Origin of the sequence: Viridibacillus sp. FSL R5-0888, assembly GCF_038009105.1 — a bacterium.
Taxonomy (GTDB): domain Bacteria; phylum Bacillota; class Bacilli; order Bacillales_A; family Planococcaceae; genus Viridibacillus; species Viridibacillus arenosi.
In genome coordinates, this window is record NZ_JBBPAU010000001.1 from 909097 (window position 1) to 925413 (window position 16317).

General features: G+C 35.8%; 13 protein-coding genes and 1 other annotated feature. Of the genes, 10 read left to right on the plus strand and 3 right to left on the minus strand.

What is annotated here, in order from left to right:
* The first annotated feature begins 32 nt into the window (after positions 1-32).
* The 4 genes from MKY02_RS04555 (at position 33) to leuS (ending at position 5663) form a co-directional block, all read left to right on the plus strand.
* Entirely contained in the window at positions 33-1211 is a 1179-nt protein-coding gene (locus MKY02_RS04555) for an MDR family MFS transporter (RefSeq protein ID WP_038188050.1), read from the plus strand.
* Positions 1212-1339: 128 nt separating this feature from the next.
* Complete coding sequence (locus tag MKY02_RS04560) at positions 1340-2029, plus strand: CoA transferase subunit A (RefSeq protein ID WP_340709416.1); 690 nt, start codon at positions 1340-1342, stop codon at positions 2027-2029.
* A 19-nt stretch (positions 2030-2048) separates the two neighbouring features.
* Positions 2049-2705 (plus strand): 3-oxoacid CoA-transferase subunit B, encoded by a 657-nt coding sequence (locus tag MKY02_RS04565; protein WP_038188043.1) that lies wholly within the window; start codon positions 2049-2051, stop codon positions 2703-2705.
* Positions 2706-2936: 231 nt separating this feature from the next.
* Positions 2937-3152 (plus strand) — a binding site (T-box leader).
* Between the two features lie 96 nt (positions 3153-3248).
* Positions 3249-5663 (plus strand): leucine--tRNA ligase, encoded by a 2415-nt coding sequence (gene leuS / locus MKY02_RS04570; protein ID WP_340710704.1) that lies wholly within the window; start codon positions 3249-3251, stop codon positions 5661-5663.
* A gap of 185 nt (positions 5664-5848) precedes the next feature.
* On the opposite strand, the gene MKY02_RS04575 is transcribed toward leuS, so the two are convergent.
* On the minus strand, positions 5849-6157 hold the full coding sequence (locus MKY02_RS04575) for a hypothetical protein (protein ID WP_038188037.1): 309 nt from the start codon (positions 6155-6157) through the stop codon (positions 5849-5851).
* A 321-nt stretch (positions 6158-6478) separates the two neighbouring features.
* On the opposite strand from MKY02_RS04575, the gene MKY02_RS04580 reads away from it, so the two are divergent.
* A complete protein-coding gene (locus MKY02_RS04580; RefSeq protein ID WP_038188034.1) occupies positions 6479-7165 on the plus strand; it encodes an ArsR/SmtB family transcription factor in 687 nt (228 codons plus the stop codon).
* Positions 7166-7230: 65 nt separating this feature from the next.
* Here MKY02_RS04580 and MKY02_RS04585 read toward each other — a convergent pair whose 3' ends face one another.
* Complete coding sequence (locus MKY02_RS04585) at positions 7231-8121, minus strand: DMT family transporter (protein ID WP_038188029.1); 891 nt, start codon at positions 8119-8121, stop codon at positions 7231-7233.
* Positions 8122-8407: 286 nt separating this feature from the next.
* Here MKY02_RS04585 and MKY02_RS04590 point away from each other — a divergent pair, with 286 nt between their 5' ends.
* Positions 8408-9037: a Bax inhibitor-1/YccA family protein gene (locus MKY02_RS04590; protein WP_038188023.1), complete on the plus strand. Its 630-nt coding sequence runs from the start codon at positions 8408-8410 to the stop codon at positions 9035-9037.
* A 239-nt stretch (positions 9038-9276) separates the two neighbouring features.
* Complete coding sequence (locus tag MKY02_RS04595; protein ID WP_051448790.1) at positions 9277-10329, plus strand: CAP domain-containing protein; 1053 nt, start codon at positions 9277-9279, stop codon at positions 10327-10329.
* A 208-nt stretch (positions 10330-10537) separates the two neighbouring features.
* Here MKY02_RS04595 and MKY02_RS04600 read toward each other — a convergent pair whose 3' ends face one another.
* Positions 10538-12652 (minus strand): sigma-54-dependent Fis family transcriptional regulator, encoded by a 2115-nt coding sequence (locus MKY02_RS04600; RefSeq protein ID WP_162148719.1) that lies wholly within the window; start codon positions 12650-12652, stop codon positions 10538-10540.
* Between the two features lie 441 nt (positions 12653-13093).
* Here MKY02_RS04600 and MKY02_RS04605 point away from each other — a divergent pair, with 441 nt between their 5' ends.
* From MKY02_RS04605 to MKY02_RS04615, 3 genes are read left to right on the plus strand one after another with little or no spacing between them, the layout of a single operon-like run.
* Positions 13094-14257, plus strand: a complete 1164-nt coding sequence (locus tag MKY02_RS04605; RefSeq protein ID WP_235175761.1) for an acyl-CoA dehydrogenase family protein — start codon at positions 13094-13096, stop codon at positions 14255-14257.
* A 24-nt stretch (positions 14258-14281) separates the two neighbouring features.
* Positions 14282-15466: a CaiB/BaiF CoA transferase family protein gene (locus tag MKY02_RS04610; protein ID WP_038188021.1), complete on the plus strand. Its 1185-nt coding sequence runs from the start codon at positions 14282-14284 to the stop codon at positions 15464-15466.
* A 16-nt stretch (positions 15467-15482) separates the two neighbouring features.
* Positions 15483-16271, plus strand: coding sequence for an enoyl-CoA hydratase/isomerase family protein (locus MKY02_RS04615; protein ID WP_038188016.1), 789 nt, complete (start codon positions 15483-15485; stop codon positions 16269-16271).
* Positions 16272-16317 lie beyond the last annotated feature (46 nt).

Here is a 16317-nt window from a genome sequence, read left to right on the forward strand (position 1 = left end):
ATTTAGTTATACGAAACAATGGGGGTAAGGGGATGCCGAAAAGTGTCTGGCTTTTAATAATTGGTATGCTTGTAAATGTTACAGGTAGTTCATTTTTATGGCCTTTAAATACAATTTATATGCATGATCATCTAGGCCAATCACTTTCTGTAGCGGGGCTTGTGTTAATGGCAAATGCTGCTGCAGGTGTTGTTGGTAACTTACTAGGTGGTTATTTATTTGACCGTTATGGCGGCTATAAGGCGATAATGTTCGGAATTATCGTGACAATTTTAGGTCTAATCTGTTTAACGATTTGGCATGGATGGCCACATTACGTGTGGTTTTTAACGCTAATCGGTTTTAGTGGTGGGGTAGTATTCCCAAGTATGTTCGCAATGGTAGGTACTGCTTGGCCTGAAGGAGGGCGACGTGGATTTAACGCCATTTACTTAGCTCAAAACTTAGGTGTAGCGATTGGTCCCGCTCTTGCAGGAGTTGTAGCGTCGTATAGCTTTGACTATTTATTTAGTGCGAATTTACTAATGTACGTAGTGTTCTTTTTCATTGCCTTTTTTGGTTTCAGGTCCATGGGTGAACAATCAATGGGGCCAACATCTGTTGTGAGTGAAAGTAAGCGTGTGAAGGATAAATCCTCTTTTATCGCACTATTAATAATATCATCAGGTTTCCTATTCAGTTGGATTGCCTATTCACAATGGACGACAACAATTTCATCGTATACACAAGATTTAGGTATTTCATTGAAGCAATATAGTTTGCTTTGGACTGTAAATGGTTTACTGATTGTAATTGGGCAACCACTGATTAATCCGATTGTAAAAAAATTGGAACATCTTATGAAAGCGCAACTAGTGTTAGGGATTTCCATCTACATCGTATCTTTTATTGTAGTGAGCTTTGCAGAATCATTCCAAATGTTCATGGTCGCAATTATCATTTTGACTTTTGGTGAAATGTTCGTATGGCCAGCAATTCCTACAATTGCTAGTACGTTAGCGCCCAAAGGACGAGATGGATTTTATCAAGGTGTTGTAAATAGTGCTGCAATGATAGGACGAATGGTCGGCCCCTTTATAGGTGGTGTGCTGGCTGATCAATTAGGGATGCATATTATGTTCATTGTTTTAACAATTTTCCTTGCGATTGCTATAGTACCTTACGTCATGTATGATCGACCACTAAAAGAGAAAAAAACTGAGAGTCTTTGAGATTCTCAGTTTTTTTATTTACATAAAATACTACAAAAATATATATTTCTGCTAGAATTTGAATATTTATTACTTGTTTGAGAAAATGAAAGAGGGAGAAATTTTAAGTGAAGAAAGGGGTAGTGAAGATGAAGCCTATTTATACTTCTGCAAATGAAGCGATTGCTGATATTCAAGATGGTATGACACTTATGGTGGGTGGGTTTGGCTTAGTTGGTATTCCAGAGCAACTCATTCTAGCTTTAGTTGAAAAAGAAGTGAAAGACTTAACAATCATTTCTAACAATTGTGGCATTGATGATTGGGGACTTGGATTACTGCTACATAAAAAACAAATAAAGAAAATGATCGGTTCTTATGTAGGAGAGAATAAGGAATTCGAGCGTCAGGTACTATCTGGTGAAATTGAGGTAGAACTGACACCACAAGGCACACTAGCCGAGAAAATTCGTGCTGGTGGAGCAGGGATTCCAGCATTTTATACACCTGCGGGAGTGGGGACTCCTATTGCAGAAGGGAAGGAAACACGCATATTCGATGGTAAGGAATATGTCTTAGAAGAAGCCTTACGTGCAGACTTTTCATTAATAAGAGCAGCTAAGGCAGATCGTTTTGGTAATTTAATTTATAACAAAACAGCACAAAACTTTAATCCAATCATGGCTGCGGCAGGACTTTTTACGATTGCAGAAATAGAGGAATTAGTGGAGCCGGGGGATATTGACCCGAACCAAGTTCAGACGCCGAGCATTTACGTACAAGGCCTAGTTCAGGCGAAGCAGGAAAAAAGAATTGAACGCTTAATGATTCGTTCTTAAAGAAAGGGGACTTTGAGATATGAATGTAAGAGAAATAATAGCACGTCGTGCGGAGCAGGAAATTGCTGACGGGAATTATGTCAATTTAGGAATTGGTATGCCAACATTAGTGGCTAATTATATAGCTCCAAATAAACAAGTAATTTTACAATCAGAAAATGGATTATTAGGAATTGGGCCATATCCAACAAAGGATGAGGTAGATCCTGATTTGATAAATGCAGGGAAAGAAACGGTAACAACTATTCCTGGCTCTGCTTTTTTTAGCAATGCTGAATCATTTGCTATGATCCGCGGAGGGCATATTGATGTAGCCATTTTAGGTGGAATGGAAGTATCTGAAACAGGTGACTTAGCTAATTGGATGATTCCAGGTAAAATGATTAAAGGTATGGGCGGAGCAATGGACTTAGTACATGGCGCGAAGAAAATTATCGTAATAATGGAGCATGTAGCAAAGGATGGCTCTGCTAAGATTAAAAAGACTTGTGAGCTACCGTTAACAGGAAAGTCCGTTGTCGACAAAATCATTACTGATCGAGCTGTCATTGATGTAACACCTACAGGACTGGTATTAAGAGAAGTATTTGAAGGGTATACAGTAGAAGAAGTTGTTGCGGCTACTGGGGCCAATCTAAATATTGAAAATGTTCAGGAAAATGTAGTAGTAAGATAAGTATATTCTAAATAAAAAAGAAAGGCATAAGTAGGGTATGCCTTTCTTTTTTTACTTTAAAATAAAACGCGTATTATTGATATTCTTTTCTTTACATATATATATAGTAGAAATCGAACCTTTTACATATTATAAAAAACACTCATATTGAATATCTTAAACCTTTTATTTACAATGATTTTTAAATTGCTTGTCATTTTGGCTCAATTCGATTAGAATTAGATTCAATATAACAAGACTATGATAAGGAATAGTAAATTTATTTGATTTTCAAGAGAGCTAGCGGGTGGTGTGAGCTAGTAAATGGATAAATTGAACTCGCCTTGGAGTCTGCAATGGTGAATACAAGTGTAACCAAAGCCGTTTTCCGCGTTAAGGAGTCAAGTTGAGTGTAATACACTAATTTGGGTGGTACCGCGGGAACCTTTTTAAGCTCTCGTCCCTTTTTCTAGGGACGGGAGTTTTTATTTTGTCTAAAATATAGGAATATTATGACAATGTAATAGGCGAAACTTGTTTTATTATTTTAAGGAGGAGAAATCATTGAATTTCAATCATCAAGAGATCGAAAAGAAATGGCAATCGTATTGGGCAGAACATAATACATTTAAAACTGTCAATGATGAATCAAAGCCAAAATTTTATGCACTAGATATGTTCCCTTATCCATCAGGAGCGGGTCTACATGTTGGACACCCTGAAGGATATACAGCAACAGATATTTTAAGTCGTTTCAAGCGTATGCAAGGCTATAATGTCCTTCACCCAATCGGTTGGGATGCATTCGGACTACCTGCTGAACAATATGCTTTAGACACGGGTAATGATCCTGCTGAATTTACAGCAAAAAATATTGCGACATTTAAACGTCAAATTCAAGAACTTGGCTTTTCATATGACTGGGATCGTGAAATCAATACAACAGATCCAAGCTACTATAAATGGACTCAATGGATTTTCGTCCAATTATACAAAAAAGGCTTAGCTTATATTGATGAGGTAGCTGTTAACTGGTGCCCAGCACTTGGTACAGTACTTGCCAATGAAGAAGTAATTGATGGTAAATCAGAACGTGGTGGACACCCTGTTGAACGCCGTCCTATGAAACAATGGATGCTGAAAATTACTGCTTATGCTGATCGTTTAGTCGACGATTTAGAAGAAGTAGATTGGCCAGAAAATATTAAAGATATGCAACGTCACTGGATTGGTCGCTCTGAAGGTGCAGAAGTGGCATTCACAGTAGATGGTACAAATCAATCGTTCCGTGTATTCACAACACGCCCGGACACATTATTTGGTGCTACTTATGCAGTACTTGCCCCTGAACATAAACTAGTAGCTGAAATTACAACAGATGCACAAAAAGCAGCAGTTGAAGCATACTTAGACGAAGTGAAAATGAAATCAGATCTTGAACGTACTGATCTTGCAAAAGAAAAAACTGGTGTCTTCACAGGCGCTTATGCAGTTAATCCGATTAATGGTGAAAAAATGCCGATTTGGATCGCGGACTATGTACTTGCAACATATGGTACAGGAGCAATCATGGCTGTTCCTGCTCACGATGAACGTGACTACGAATTTGCAAAACAATTCGATTTACCAATCGTTGAAGTTGTAGCTGGTGGAGATATCGAAAAAGAAGCTTACGCTGGAGAAGGTAAACATGTTAACTCTGGATTCCTTGATGGTTTAGGCAAAGAAGAAGCTATTGCTAAAGCGATTGAATGGTTAGAAGAAAAAGGCGTAGGTGAAAAGAAAATTTCTTATCGTTTACGCGACTGGTTATTTAGCCGTCAACGTTATTGGGGAGAGCCGATTCCAGTTATCCATTGGGAAGATGGCGAAGTAACAACGCTTGATGAATCAGAACTACCACTTATTTTACCTAAAACAGATGATATCCGCCCAAGTGGAACAGGAGAATCACCACTTGCGAATATTGAAGAGTGGGTAAATGTAGTTGACCCTGTAACAGGTAAAAAAGGTCGTAGAGAAACAAATACTATGCCACAATGGGCTGGTTCAAGTTGGTACTTCCTGCGTTATATCGATCCAACAAATGATGAAATGCTAGCGGATCCAGAATTATTAAAACGCTGGTTACCAGTTGATATTTACATTGGTGGTCAAGAGCACGCTGTTCTGCATTTACTATATGCTCGTTTCTGGCATAAAGTATTGTACGATCTAGGTGTTGTACCAACTAAAGAGCCTTTCCAAAAATTATTTAACCAAGGGATGATTTTAGGAGAAGGTAATGAAAAAATGTCTAAATCAAAAGGGAATGTAGTAAACCCTGATGATATCATTGCGAGCCACGGTGCAGATACACTTCGACTTTACGAAATGTTCATGGGCCCACTTGAAGCATCTATTCCATGGTCTGAAAATGGCCTTGATGGAGCGCGACGCTTCTTAGATCGTATCTGGCGTTTATTTATCAATGAAGATGGATCATTATCAGATAAAATCCAAGCTTCAGAAGATACTACTTTAGAAAAAGTGTATAACCAAACAGTGAAAAAAGTAACTGAAAACTACGAGCATATTCGTTTCAACACGGCTATTTCACAAATGATGGTATTCATCAATGATTGCTACAAAGCAGATGTCGTGCCAACAGCTTATGCTGAAGGCTTCGTTAAAATGTTAGCGCCAATTGCTCCTCACATTGCAGAAGAATTATGGGCGAAATTTGGTAAAGAAGAAACATTAACATACGCTGCATGGCCAACATTTGATGAGTCAAAATTAACTGACGATGAAATCGAAGTAGTAGTGCAAGTAAATGGTAAAGTAAAAAACAAAATTTTAGTAGCAAAAGACGCATCTCGTGAGGACTTACAAGAAATTGCATTAGCAGATGAAAAAATTGCAGAACTACTTGTAGGTAAAGAAATTAAGAAAATTATCGCTGTTCCTGGGAAACTTGTGAATATTGTAGCGATTTAAGCTTCACCAATTAATACTTCTGCTATTTAGCAGTTTAACCATATCTTCTCTTTAAAATGGAGAGAAGATGTGGTTTTTTCTTTTTTTAATAGCGCAAGGAGTACTGGGGTTTCAAATTTAGTCCGCACAAAAATACACAGTTTCAATTTTGCGAAATTGAAGCTGTGTATTATTAATTGATTAATTTACAAATCTCTCTGAATCGAACTTTTTCCTAAACCCATAAAAAAATCAATGAAATAAGCGATAGCGATTAAAATATGAATGGCCCACCCAAGGATAGGAATCCACGTCAGTAAAGTTAAGATAATCGCTAAAATTGGTACAACTTTTGAGTGACCAGTAACAAAGCGAAGGACAAGAACGATGACGTGAATAACTAGCGCAGTCGTTAAAGCTGAGTATCCAGAACCAATCATAATAGCTCCACCTAAAATAGGTATAGCTAATAATAGTTCATATAAAAAAGCAATAATAGTTGGGATTATAAACATATACAAAACCTCCTGATTAGATATCATACCCTATATACGTTTGAAAACAACAATAGTTGCAAAGATAATTAATTTATAAATAAATGACTTAGAATATTAGTGTCTAAAGGTAAAGTGGGATAAATTTCAAGGGTTATTCCACTATCGCTACTTAGGGTGTTTAATAAGAAACGATGATAAAGCTGAGCAAAGTTCTTTGGAAAGTGATAATGGCAAAATGGAAGTTGATGTTCAAATAAGATTCAACGTATTTGGTGCATATTGTAAGTATTCTATACTTTGACTATAATCGAAATATGGAATGCGGAAAGGGTGTTTGAAATGAGTATAAATCCAAATGTGGCTGAGGTTGCCGCTCTCCTTGGAGAAACATCAAGAGCAACTATTCTTACAAGTTTAATGGATGGGCGTTTTCATACAGCCAGTGAATTAGCTTATATGGCAGCTGTAACACCACAAACTGCGAGCTTTCACCTTGCGAAATTAGTAGAAGGTAATTTGGTGAAAGTAGAGAAACAGGGACGTCATCGCTATTTTCAGCTAGAGGGTGGAGAAGTCGCCCGTATTTTAGAATCTTTTCTGGCCATCTCGCCACCTCCTGAAGTGCGCTCATTAAAACAATCTAACCAAGTGAAATTACTTCAGGAAGCTAGAACTTGTTATGACCATTTAGCCGGTAAGTTAGGTATAAATTTAACCGAGTCAATGTTGCATTCAGGTTATCTAAAAAAAGAAGAGAGAGAATTTATAGTTACTCCTACTGGAGAACAATTCTTTACTGAATTAGGCATTGATATAGGTAAACTAAAAAGAAAACGCCGCTCATTTTCACATGCTTGCTTAGACTGGAGTGAGCGTCAACATCATCTTGCAGGTGCTTTAGGAAATGGACTAATGACACACTTTTTTGATTTAGGATGGATAGTTAGAGTGCCATCTATACGTGCTGTTAAAATTACAGACAAAGGAAAAATAGGTTTCAAACAGAAATTTAATATTAATATGTAATGATGAAATGAAAAACCCTCGCCTAATTATATAGATAAGGCGAGGGTTATTCGATTAAACAAAAGCTATTCATTTACTTTTACAGTACTTTGAACTAGATTTTTTTTGAAATTACTATTGACCAAATAAATACCAATAATTATAAAGAGGCCACCAACTATAAGAGAAGGGTATAACGGTTCATCTAATAATAACCAGCCAGTTAATACCCCAAAGAAAGGTGCTAAAAATAAAAAGGCACTCGTTTTTCCTGGATCACCTTTTTGTAAAAGATAATACCATACGGCAAATTGAACAATGGATGACATAATACTTAGCCATAATAAAATGAGTATTGAGTTACCATTCAAAATAAAAAATGACTTTTCAAGAGTAAAACTACCAAGTAATAATATTAATCCACCGAACAGCATTTGATAGGCAGATAAAACCCAGTTATCAAAAAAGGCTCCCCATTTTTTAGCTAATAATGTGGCCATCGCCCAAAATACAGCAGACAGAATACCAAAAAGAATACCAATCTTAAATTCAATTTGCGCTCCCATTGTTATACTTACGCCTACTAAACCTAAAAGAACGCCAATCCATTGATAATATTTATAGCGTATTTGAGAAAAAATAGTACCGAATACCACTACGAGTAGTGGGTTTGTGAAAGTGAGAATTGAGGACTCACTAGCCGTAATTGTTCGTAAACTTAAAAAGATACAACCCATAACACCAGCTGTTTGCAAACTCCCAATTATCAGCAACTTTACCCAACTTTCCTTTGAAGTTGGATGAGGTCTTTTTAAAATAATCACGATTATTGCCATGATGATTCCCGCAAGTGTAAAGCGTAATGCTGCTAATAACAATGGTGAAGAATAAGGCAAACCAATTTTAACGACTGCAAAAGAAGACCCCATTAAAAATGTTGTTAAAACTATCAGCGGTATAAATTTGAAAGTATTCATATTCAATCTCCCTACATATTATAATGACTAATCTATATAAAGTATAAATGCTGGATATTTCAACTGTTATCGAAGTATGGAATGCGAAAATGCGAGATAAACATATAGTGGTAAATAACTAGATATTATGAATTAGGCTCATTATTGTTATAGATTTTTTAGCTAAAGAAGAATTTCATAATTGTTTGAAAGGGGGAAAGAAGTCTGATAAATCCATACTATTAAACATTTCTTCAAAAAAGATTTATACTGGAAGTAGCTTAATAATATAGGAGAGATAAATTTAATGGAATCACAATTTCCGAAGGTTCTTCGGTTCTTTACCTTGCTGTGGGTAGTCACAGCAATCGGGCTATTTGCTGGGATATTTGTTCCCGTATCACTAGTAATGCCTATTAGTATTGCAACGGTTGTTTTGCTGTTAATCGTTATGTTTAGTCGAGCTGCAAGAAAAGCGAGTAAAATGATCTCCATCCTTTTTGCTTTCTTAACAGGTGTGACATTATATAGCTTGCTCCAATTTTACATCGGTGCATTAGGCGGAAGTCTAGTACTGGTTATCTTCGGTACAACTGCAGCGATCTTCATCGTAGCAGGAATTATTGGCTATAATACTAAACGCAATTTAGGTAACTGGGGCAAATTTTTGTTCATCGTATTAATCGGTGTCATCATTTTTTCTATCATTACAATTTTCGTTGGTTTTAGTGATATTGTTATGGTCTTTGCAAGTGCAATTGGTGTTTTGCTGTTTGTAGGTTATACGTTGTACGATATGAATCAAATTGCCCGAAGTTATATTAGTGATGAGGAAGTGCCACTCGTTGCATTAAATCTATACTTAGATTTTATCAACCTATTCACAGAACTACTAAAACTCATTTACCATTTAAAAAACATAATAAATAGAGATTAACTGATGAAGAGATAGGTAAAGTATGGATGAGATGCTTTCCTTATCTTTTTATTATGGAGAATAATACAAATTAACTGAGTAATTTATTTTAAAATGTAATTTGAGTTTTATTAAATTATCCATTTTTTTGATAAGAAATTGTACTTCTTGTCCTTTTAAACTATTTTTAACTATATTACTATAATAGAGTTATACATGAAAGTTTAGGTAATTTAAGCAACAGAAGGGAAGTAAGCACGATGTATAAGAAGATATTTTCATGTTTGATTGCTATCCTCTTAATGGTAGGAACGTTATCGACAACAGGATTCGCGGCAACTAGTGTTAAGTTTAAAGACGTTTCTAAAACTCATTCAAACAAAAAAGCAATTGAGTATGTAGTTTCAAAAAAAATAATGACGGGGTATAAAGGTAGCAAATTTAAACCATCTAGTTATGTAACTCGTGAGGATGCGGCTAAAGCAATTGTGAAAGCTTTAAAACTTTCTACTAAGAACCGTCCTAATCCGAAATTTACGGATTTAAAGAAATCGAGTAAGGCATATCCATATGCCGCAACTTTAGTAGACGAAAAAATTTGGAAGAAATCCAAAAAATTCAATCCAAAAGGTAAAATAACGAAAATTGAAATGGCAACTATGTTAACAAAGGCGTATAAACTAAAATCCGTAAAAAATCTGTCCTACTCAGATGTATCTAAGAAAAACAAAGCATATAAAGATGTACAAGCATTTGTCACAACAGGTGTTGGGAAACGAAAAACATCAACAAAGTTTGGTGCAAGTGATTTAGTTAAACGAGGAGCATTTGCTCAGTACATATACAATGGGAACCTTTATAAAAAAGGTAAATTAAAATCACCATTTAAAAAAGAACCTGTAAAGAAACCAGAAACAAAACCTTTAACTTTTAGCGAACAAGTAGTTAATCTTATGAATGTAGAAAGAAAAAAAGTTGGAGTGGAACCACTTAAAATAGACAAAAGGCTAGAGAAAACAGCTACTCTTAAATCAGAAGACATGCGTGATCTTCAATACTTTAGCCACACGAGTCCTACATACGGTTCTCCGTTTGATATGATGCGTAAATACGGAATCAGTTATTACTATGCAGGTGAAAATATTGCGGCTGGCAAATCAACTCCAGAAGCAGTTATGAATTCTTGGATGAATAGTCCCGGTCATAAAGCAAACATGCTAAATAGCCGTTTTACTCATATTGGGGTGGGTTATGCCAACGGTGGTCCTTATAGACATTACTGGACACAACAGTTTATTGCAGTAAGTTATTAAGTTATATGTATTTTTAATAAAAAAGCGAGGAGAAAACATTATGTTTTCTCCTCGCTTTTTACTTTAGGGACTTAAGAATATTTCTTGATTTATCAAAAAAAATATATTATTGCCTCTTTTATTTTAACAAGGAAGTATGATTGATTTTCTCTTTTGTATACCTATTATATTGGTAGTATGCTCGAAATAGATTATATTGTAATGACCTTTATTTACTTATATTATATTTTTTTATCTTTTCGTAAAGCCAAGTGCGACTGATACCCAATAATCTACTTGCTTTTGCTTTATTTCCATTTGTTTCTTTAAGTGCAGCAAGTATGAGTTCTTTTTCTTTAAGATCAATAGCATTCCAGTATGGCTTATTATTATGTTCCTCCGAATATGATAGAAGTGTATTTGTTTGATCTATTCTTATACTTTCAGTTGTTGTAAGAATATTAGCATTAAACGATTCTGGAAGGTGTTGAGCATCTATATATCCATCACTTGTTAGATTTGCTGCTCTTTCTAAAATATTATGTAGCTCACGAATATTACCTGGCCAGTTATAGTTTAATAACTTTGTTAATGCAGAATGTGTGATTCCTTCTAAATGAAATCCTGAAAGTTTTAGTTGTGAAATAATGGATTCTGCAATATCAGGTATATCCTCGATCCGGTCTCGTAAAGGTGGAATGTTAATCCTCATTATATTTAAACGATAGTATAAATCTTCTCTGAATTTCCCCTCTTTAATAAGTATTTCAAGGTTTTGATTTGTTGCAGCAATAATTTTAGTTTGGAGTTTAATAATACGATTGCTCCCTATTGGTTCAAACTCCTTTTCTTGTAAAACTCGCAATAGTTTTGATTGGAGGGAAAGAGGCATATCACCGATTTCATCTAAAAATAATGTTCCATTTTGAGCCATTTCAAATTTCCCTTTTTTCCCACCCTTTTTTGCACCAGTAAATGAGCCTTCAGCATAACCGAAGAACTCTGATTCCATTAACTCTGGAGGAATTGCTGCACAGTTCACTTGAATAAACATACCGGTCTGAGAAGAAGAGGCATGAATTCCATGTGCAAATAATTCTTTTCCAGTACCACTTTCCCCTAAAAGTAAAACCGTTGATAAACTATGAGAAGCAGCTAAGGCCTCTTTTTTTATCCTTTTAATATTAGAAGATTCCCCAATAATATTAGCAAAAGAGTATTTTGTTCCTTTAAGTTCATTCAATTCTTTTTGATAGTAAGTGACTTGTTGTTCCAAGTTATTTACCTTTTTAATAGCTTCTTGCAAATGCTTTAAACCACGGTATGTAATTTTACAAATTGCTCCGATAATTTCTTCATTGTTTTTTATAGGTAAGATTGTAATAAGACATTGTGTCTTACCAATTAATTTTGCAACATTCGTTATTCTGACACCGGTTTGTAGAGCTTCATCTAATCCTAAATCAGGGTACATGTTCAAAATGGATTGCCCTAAAAGTTCATTACTTTGAACATTATATAATTCACAAAAGCCATTATTGACCATCGTTATTTCTGCCTTTTGATCAACTAAAATTATGCCATCATAAGCTAGCTCAATAACGCTTCTTAACTTTTCCTCCCATTCCTTAGAAAAACGTAGTTCACTGGCCATTTTTTCAATATTAGTGAAATCATCCATTATGACCATGGAACCAACTAGTTTATTTTTTTCTATCAATGGATAACTCTGTACGACAAGGCTATGCCCATTTAAATGCATCTTCTTTTTCATTATTTGTTCTTTGTGATGCAATATCCCAGTTAATAGATTAGTAATCTCCTCAAGTCCGTTTAATTCATTGAATATATGTTGTTTATTGGGTAATAATTGAAGGATTTTTTCTGCTACAGGATTGATGGCGTTAACCTTAAACTTAGTATCAACGGAAAATAATCCGAAATTTAAGTTTTCAAATAGTAAGGATTGTTGGGTTTGCAATCGATCATATACTAAGTCGTATGCAAATAATATTTGTGATGTAGATAGAATACCAATAGGATGCAATTGTCGATTGACGACTGGAGCATGTCCAATTTGATGTTTAAGCAGTAATTTTCGAGTCTCATTAATATCTTGATCTGGATATAAAAAAATGGGATTAAAATTAATAAAAGATGTGATTGGGCACTGAAATGAATAACCTTCTGCTAGTATTTGAATAATTTTATTTTTTGTTAATAAACCTATTAACCTTTTATCATCGTTAACTACCGGAATAATTTGCGAGTTTATTTTAGCGAAAATTTCCAATGTATCTTGAATTGTGTAATGTACTGTACAAGTAGGCGAATCTTTCATCATGATATCCTCGACACGCATTATAAAATTCCTCCACTTATAAAATTCTGATTATTATAAATATTATAACAAAACAGTGTGCAGTTAACACTTATTTGTTAACATGCATCATTTATTTACGGAAATGTGTTCACGACTATGTACATATGTATTTTACAAATCACTCAATATTCATGGGATATCAATGAAAAATAAAGTTGGCATGGGTCTTGCTTATATAAAGTAAAGCCAAAGTTTTATCGGAAGAAGGTGGTTTTGTTGAGATTAAATGAATTCGTAGTCAGGCAGAAATTTCAATCAGAGCCAATTGAAATTCTTCATATGGTTCAAGACAAAGAAGAGGAGAAATTATTACGATCTCATTAACAACATACAATCAAAATGAAAAAAGCGTACTAAAGGTCGAGGTGTCTGGCATCGTCAAAGTGTAAAGGAGAATTATATATGACAATGAGTGAGTTATATCAAGCAGATGAATTGTTTTTATTTCGTAAATCCATTCAATCCATAGCAAAGAAAGTGATTGAACCTGACTATAGTAAGTGGGAAGAAAGTGGATCAATCCCTCGTGAATTATGGAGAAAGCTAGGGGATGAAGGGCTGTTATGTATAGATATTCCAGAAAGATACGGTGGGTCAGGAGCGCCCTTCGCTTATTCTGTAACAGTGATCGATGAGTTGAATCGTTTAGGTTATGCAGCAATTGCTGTTAATTTATCGGTCCATTCTAATATTATTGCTCATTACATATTGAGCTCAGGAAATGAAGAGCAAAAAAATTACTACCTACCAAAAATGGCTACTGGTGAACTTGTCGGTGCAATTGCAATGACTGAACCCGGAGCTGGAAGTGATCTTCAAGGAATTCAAACAACAGCCCGGTTTGATGAAGTTCAATCAACTTACGTTATAAATGGTTCGAAAACATTTGTTAGTAATGGCCAACTTTGTGATTTCGTGATTGTTGTTGCTAAAACAGATTTCCAAGTACCTGCATCAAAAGGAACAACATTATTTATTGTAGATTTATCAATTTCAGGTATAAGCCGAGGGAAAAACCTTCAAAAAATAGGATTACATGCATGTGACACATCTGAAATGTTTCTAGAAGACGTATTAGTTCCGGAGGAAGCAATTTTAGGAGAATTAAATAGAGGATTTATAACATTAATGAAGGAACTTCCAAGGGAGAGGTTAACAATCGCAATAGGAGCCCAAGGAGCAATGGAAGGAGTACTAGATTTAACCATCACTTATGTAAGTGAACGCAATGCATTTGGAAAACCAATTAGTCAATTTCAAAATACTAAATTTCGCATTGCAGAAATGAAGACGGAGGCAAGAGTGAATCGTTCGTTTGTTAATGAATGTCTGTATTTATTAGAAAGAGGAGAACTTGATACTGAGACAGCAAGTATGGCTAAACTTACATGCACTGAAGCACAAGGGAAAATCGTAGACGGTTGCCTACAATTATTCGGAGGATACGGGTATATGCGGGAATATCCAATCTCTAGAGCTTTTGTGGATGCTAGAATTCAAAGGATTTTTGGAGGTACCTCTGAAATTATGAAAGAGATTATTAGTAGAGGTATTTTTGGAAAATAAGAAAAGAAGGGGAGTTAATCGATAATGGGCATATTAAATGGATTGAAAATATTAGACTTTTCAACCTTATTGCCGGGACCGTATGCCACGATGATGCTCGCTGATTTAGGTGCTGAAGTAATTCGGGTAGAGTCCTCAACAAGAGTCGATTTAATCAGAGTTACACCACCTTTTGACAAAGATGATTTGTCTGCTGCCCACGGGTATTTAAATCGCTCAAAACGATCGTTGACATTAAATTTGAAGCAGGCGGCATCAGTGGAAATCATTAAAACGTTAGTGGCCGAATACGATATCGTTATTGAACAATTTAGGCCGGGTGTTATGGAGCGTTTAGGTCTTGATTATGAATCACTAAAGAAGGTGAATTCTAAACTCATTTACTGTTCGCTGACAGGATACGGTCAAACAGGTCCTTACCGCAATCGACCAGGGCATGATAATAACTATTTGTCAGTGGCTGGTGTAATGGACTACTCACGTCGTAAAGGAAAAGTTCCGACAACGATGGGTATCCAAATTGCGGATATAGCGGGTGGGTCATTGCATTCGGTTATTGGAATATTGGCAGCTGTTGTTCATCGGGAGAAGACTGGAGAAGGGCAATACATCGACGTAAGTATGACAGATGCTGCTTTTTCAATGAATGCGGTATATGGATCGGGATATCTCGTCGGAGGAATCGAGCCACAACCAGAAGAAATGCAGTTAAATGGTGGCACATTTTATGATTTCTATGAAACGAAAGACGGACGATATTTTTCCGTTGGTAGCATTGAGCCACCCTTTAAAAAAATACTTTGCGAGGCTCTTGGGAAATCGGAATTATTTGAATTGGGGATGAGTGAACAAGCAGAGGACCAAGGCATGTTTAAGAAAGAAATTAAAGCAGTCTTTTTAACAAAGAATTATGAAGAATGGCTTACCGTGTTTGATGAAGATTTAGAGGCATGCGTGGAACCAGTATTAACGTTTGCTGAAGCGTGCGATCATCCACAACTCCAAGCAAGGGGAATGATTGTAGATGTCCCGAAAGCAGATGGCTCTAGTCAAAAACAAATGGCTACTCCAATCAAATTTTCATCAGCTAAACCAATTTATCAGCATGTAGGTACAGCTGTCGGTGAAAATACAGCAGAAATTTTAGAAGGACAAGGATTTAGTGAGCATCAAATTAGAGAATGGAAAGAACAAGGCGTATTTAAATAAAGGGGGGCAATTTACAATGAGCAATCAACCAATTATTTATGAAAAACGTAAACAAACAGCATGGATTTACTTAAACCGCCCAGACGAAATGAACTCAATAGGAAAAGCTTTATTGCTGGCTTTGAAGGAGGCAATTGTCCAAGCGGAAAACGATGATGACATCCGTGTTGTTGTACTTTCAGGCAAGGGGAAAGCATTTTGTGCAGGAGCAAATTTAAAGGAACTACTGGAAGACCTTGAGGTGAAGTATCAAAAGGAACCTGGCTTATTAGATTTAAGTGAAGAGCTTTTTGGGAAGTTAGAAAAGTTGAGTAAACCTTTAATTGCTGCATTAAACGGTATTACATTGGCGGGCGGTCTAGAGCTTGCGATGACGGCCGATTTTGTGATTGCGTCTGAAAAAGCGAAAATCGGAGATGCTCATGCTAATTTCGGTGTGTTACCTGGAGCAGGTGGCGCTGTAAAGTTGCCACGAAAAATTGGTGTTAACCGTGCGAAGTACTTACTGTTCACTGGAGAATTTATTAGTGCAGCTGAAATGAAGGAATACGGACTTGTCCAAGAAGTAGTTAGTTCTGAGGAATTGGAAATTACTGTACAAGAGATTGCAGACAAAATTACGGAGAAAAGTCCTTTGGTCCTTCGCAAGATGAAACAACTTGTAACGGATGGATTGGAGCAACCTGTAGAAATCGCATTGAAACAAGAATTGCTATCGTTGAAAGCGCATACAAAGTCATACGATATGGCAGAAGGATTAGCTGCTTTCACAGAAAAACGAAAACCAGTTTTTGAAGGATATTAACCTCAATCAGTAGTAGTTCAAACTATTGCTTTATAAAAGGAATTCT

What these genes read in the sequence shown, in the direction of transcription:
- MKY02_RS04555 (WP_038188050.1), top strand. Translation starts at nt 33, where the DNA reads ATGCCGAAAAGTGTCTGGCTTTTAATAATTGGTATGCTTGTAAATGTT.
- MKY02_RS04560 (WP_340709416.1), top strand. Translation starts at nt 1,340, where the DNA reads ATGAAGCCTATTTATACTTCTGCAAATGAAGCGATTGCTGATATTCAA.
- MKY02_RS04565 (WP_038188043.1), top strand. Translation starts at nt 2,049, where the DNA reads ATGAATGTAAGAGAAATAATAGCACGTCGTGCGGAGCAGGAAATTGCT.
- MKY02_RS04575 (WP_038188037.1), bottom strand. Translation starts at nt 6,157, where the DNA reads ATGTTTATAATCCCAACTATTATTGCTTTTTTATATGAACTATTATTA.
- MKY02_RS04580 (WP_038188034.1), top strand. Translation starts at nt 6,479, where the DNA reads ATGAGTATAAATCCAAATGTGGCTGAGGTTGCCGCTCTCCTTGGAGAA.
- MKY02_RS04585 (WP_038188029.1), bottom strand. Translation starts at nt 8,121, where the DNA reads ATGAATACTTTCAAATTTATACCGCTGATAGTTTTAACAACATTTTTA.
- MKY02_RS04590 (WP_038188023.1), top strand. Translation starts at nt 8,408, where the DNA reads ATGGAATCACAATTTCCGAAGGTTCTTCGGTTCTTTACCTTGCTGTGG.
- MKY02_RS04595 (WP_051448790.1), top strand. Translation starts at nt 9,277, where the DNA reads ATGTATAAGAAGATATTTTCATGTTTGATTGCTATCCTCTTAATGGTA.
- MKY02_RS04600 (WP_162148719.1), bottom strand. Translation starts at nt 12,652, where the DNA reads ATGATGAAAGATTCGCCTACTTGTACAGTACATTACACAATTCAAGAT.
- MKY02_RS04605 (WP_235175761.1), top strand. Translation starts at nt 13,094, where the DNA reads ATGACAATGAGTGAGTTATATCAAGCAGATGAATTGTTTTTATTTCGT.
- MKY02_RS04610 (WP_038188021.1), top strand. Translation starts at nt 14,282, where the DNA reads ATGGGCATATTAAATGGATTGAAAATATTAGACTTTTCAACCTTATTG.
- MKY02_RS04615 (WP_038188016.1), top strand. Translation starts at nt 15,483, where the DNA reads ATGAGCAATCAACCAATTATTTATGAAAAACGTAAACAAACAGCATGG.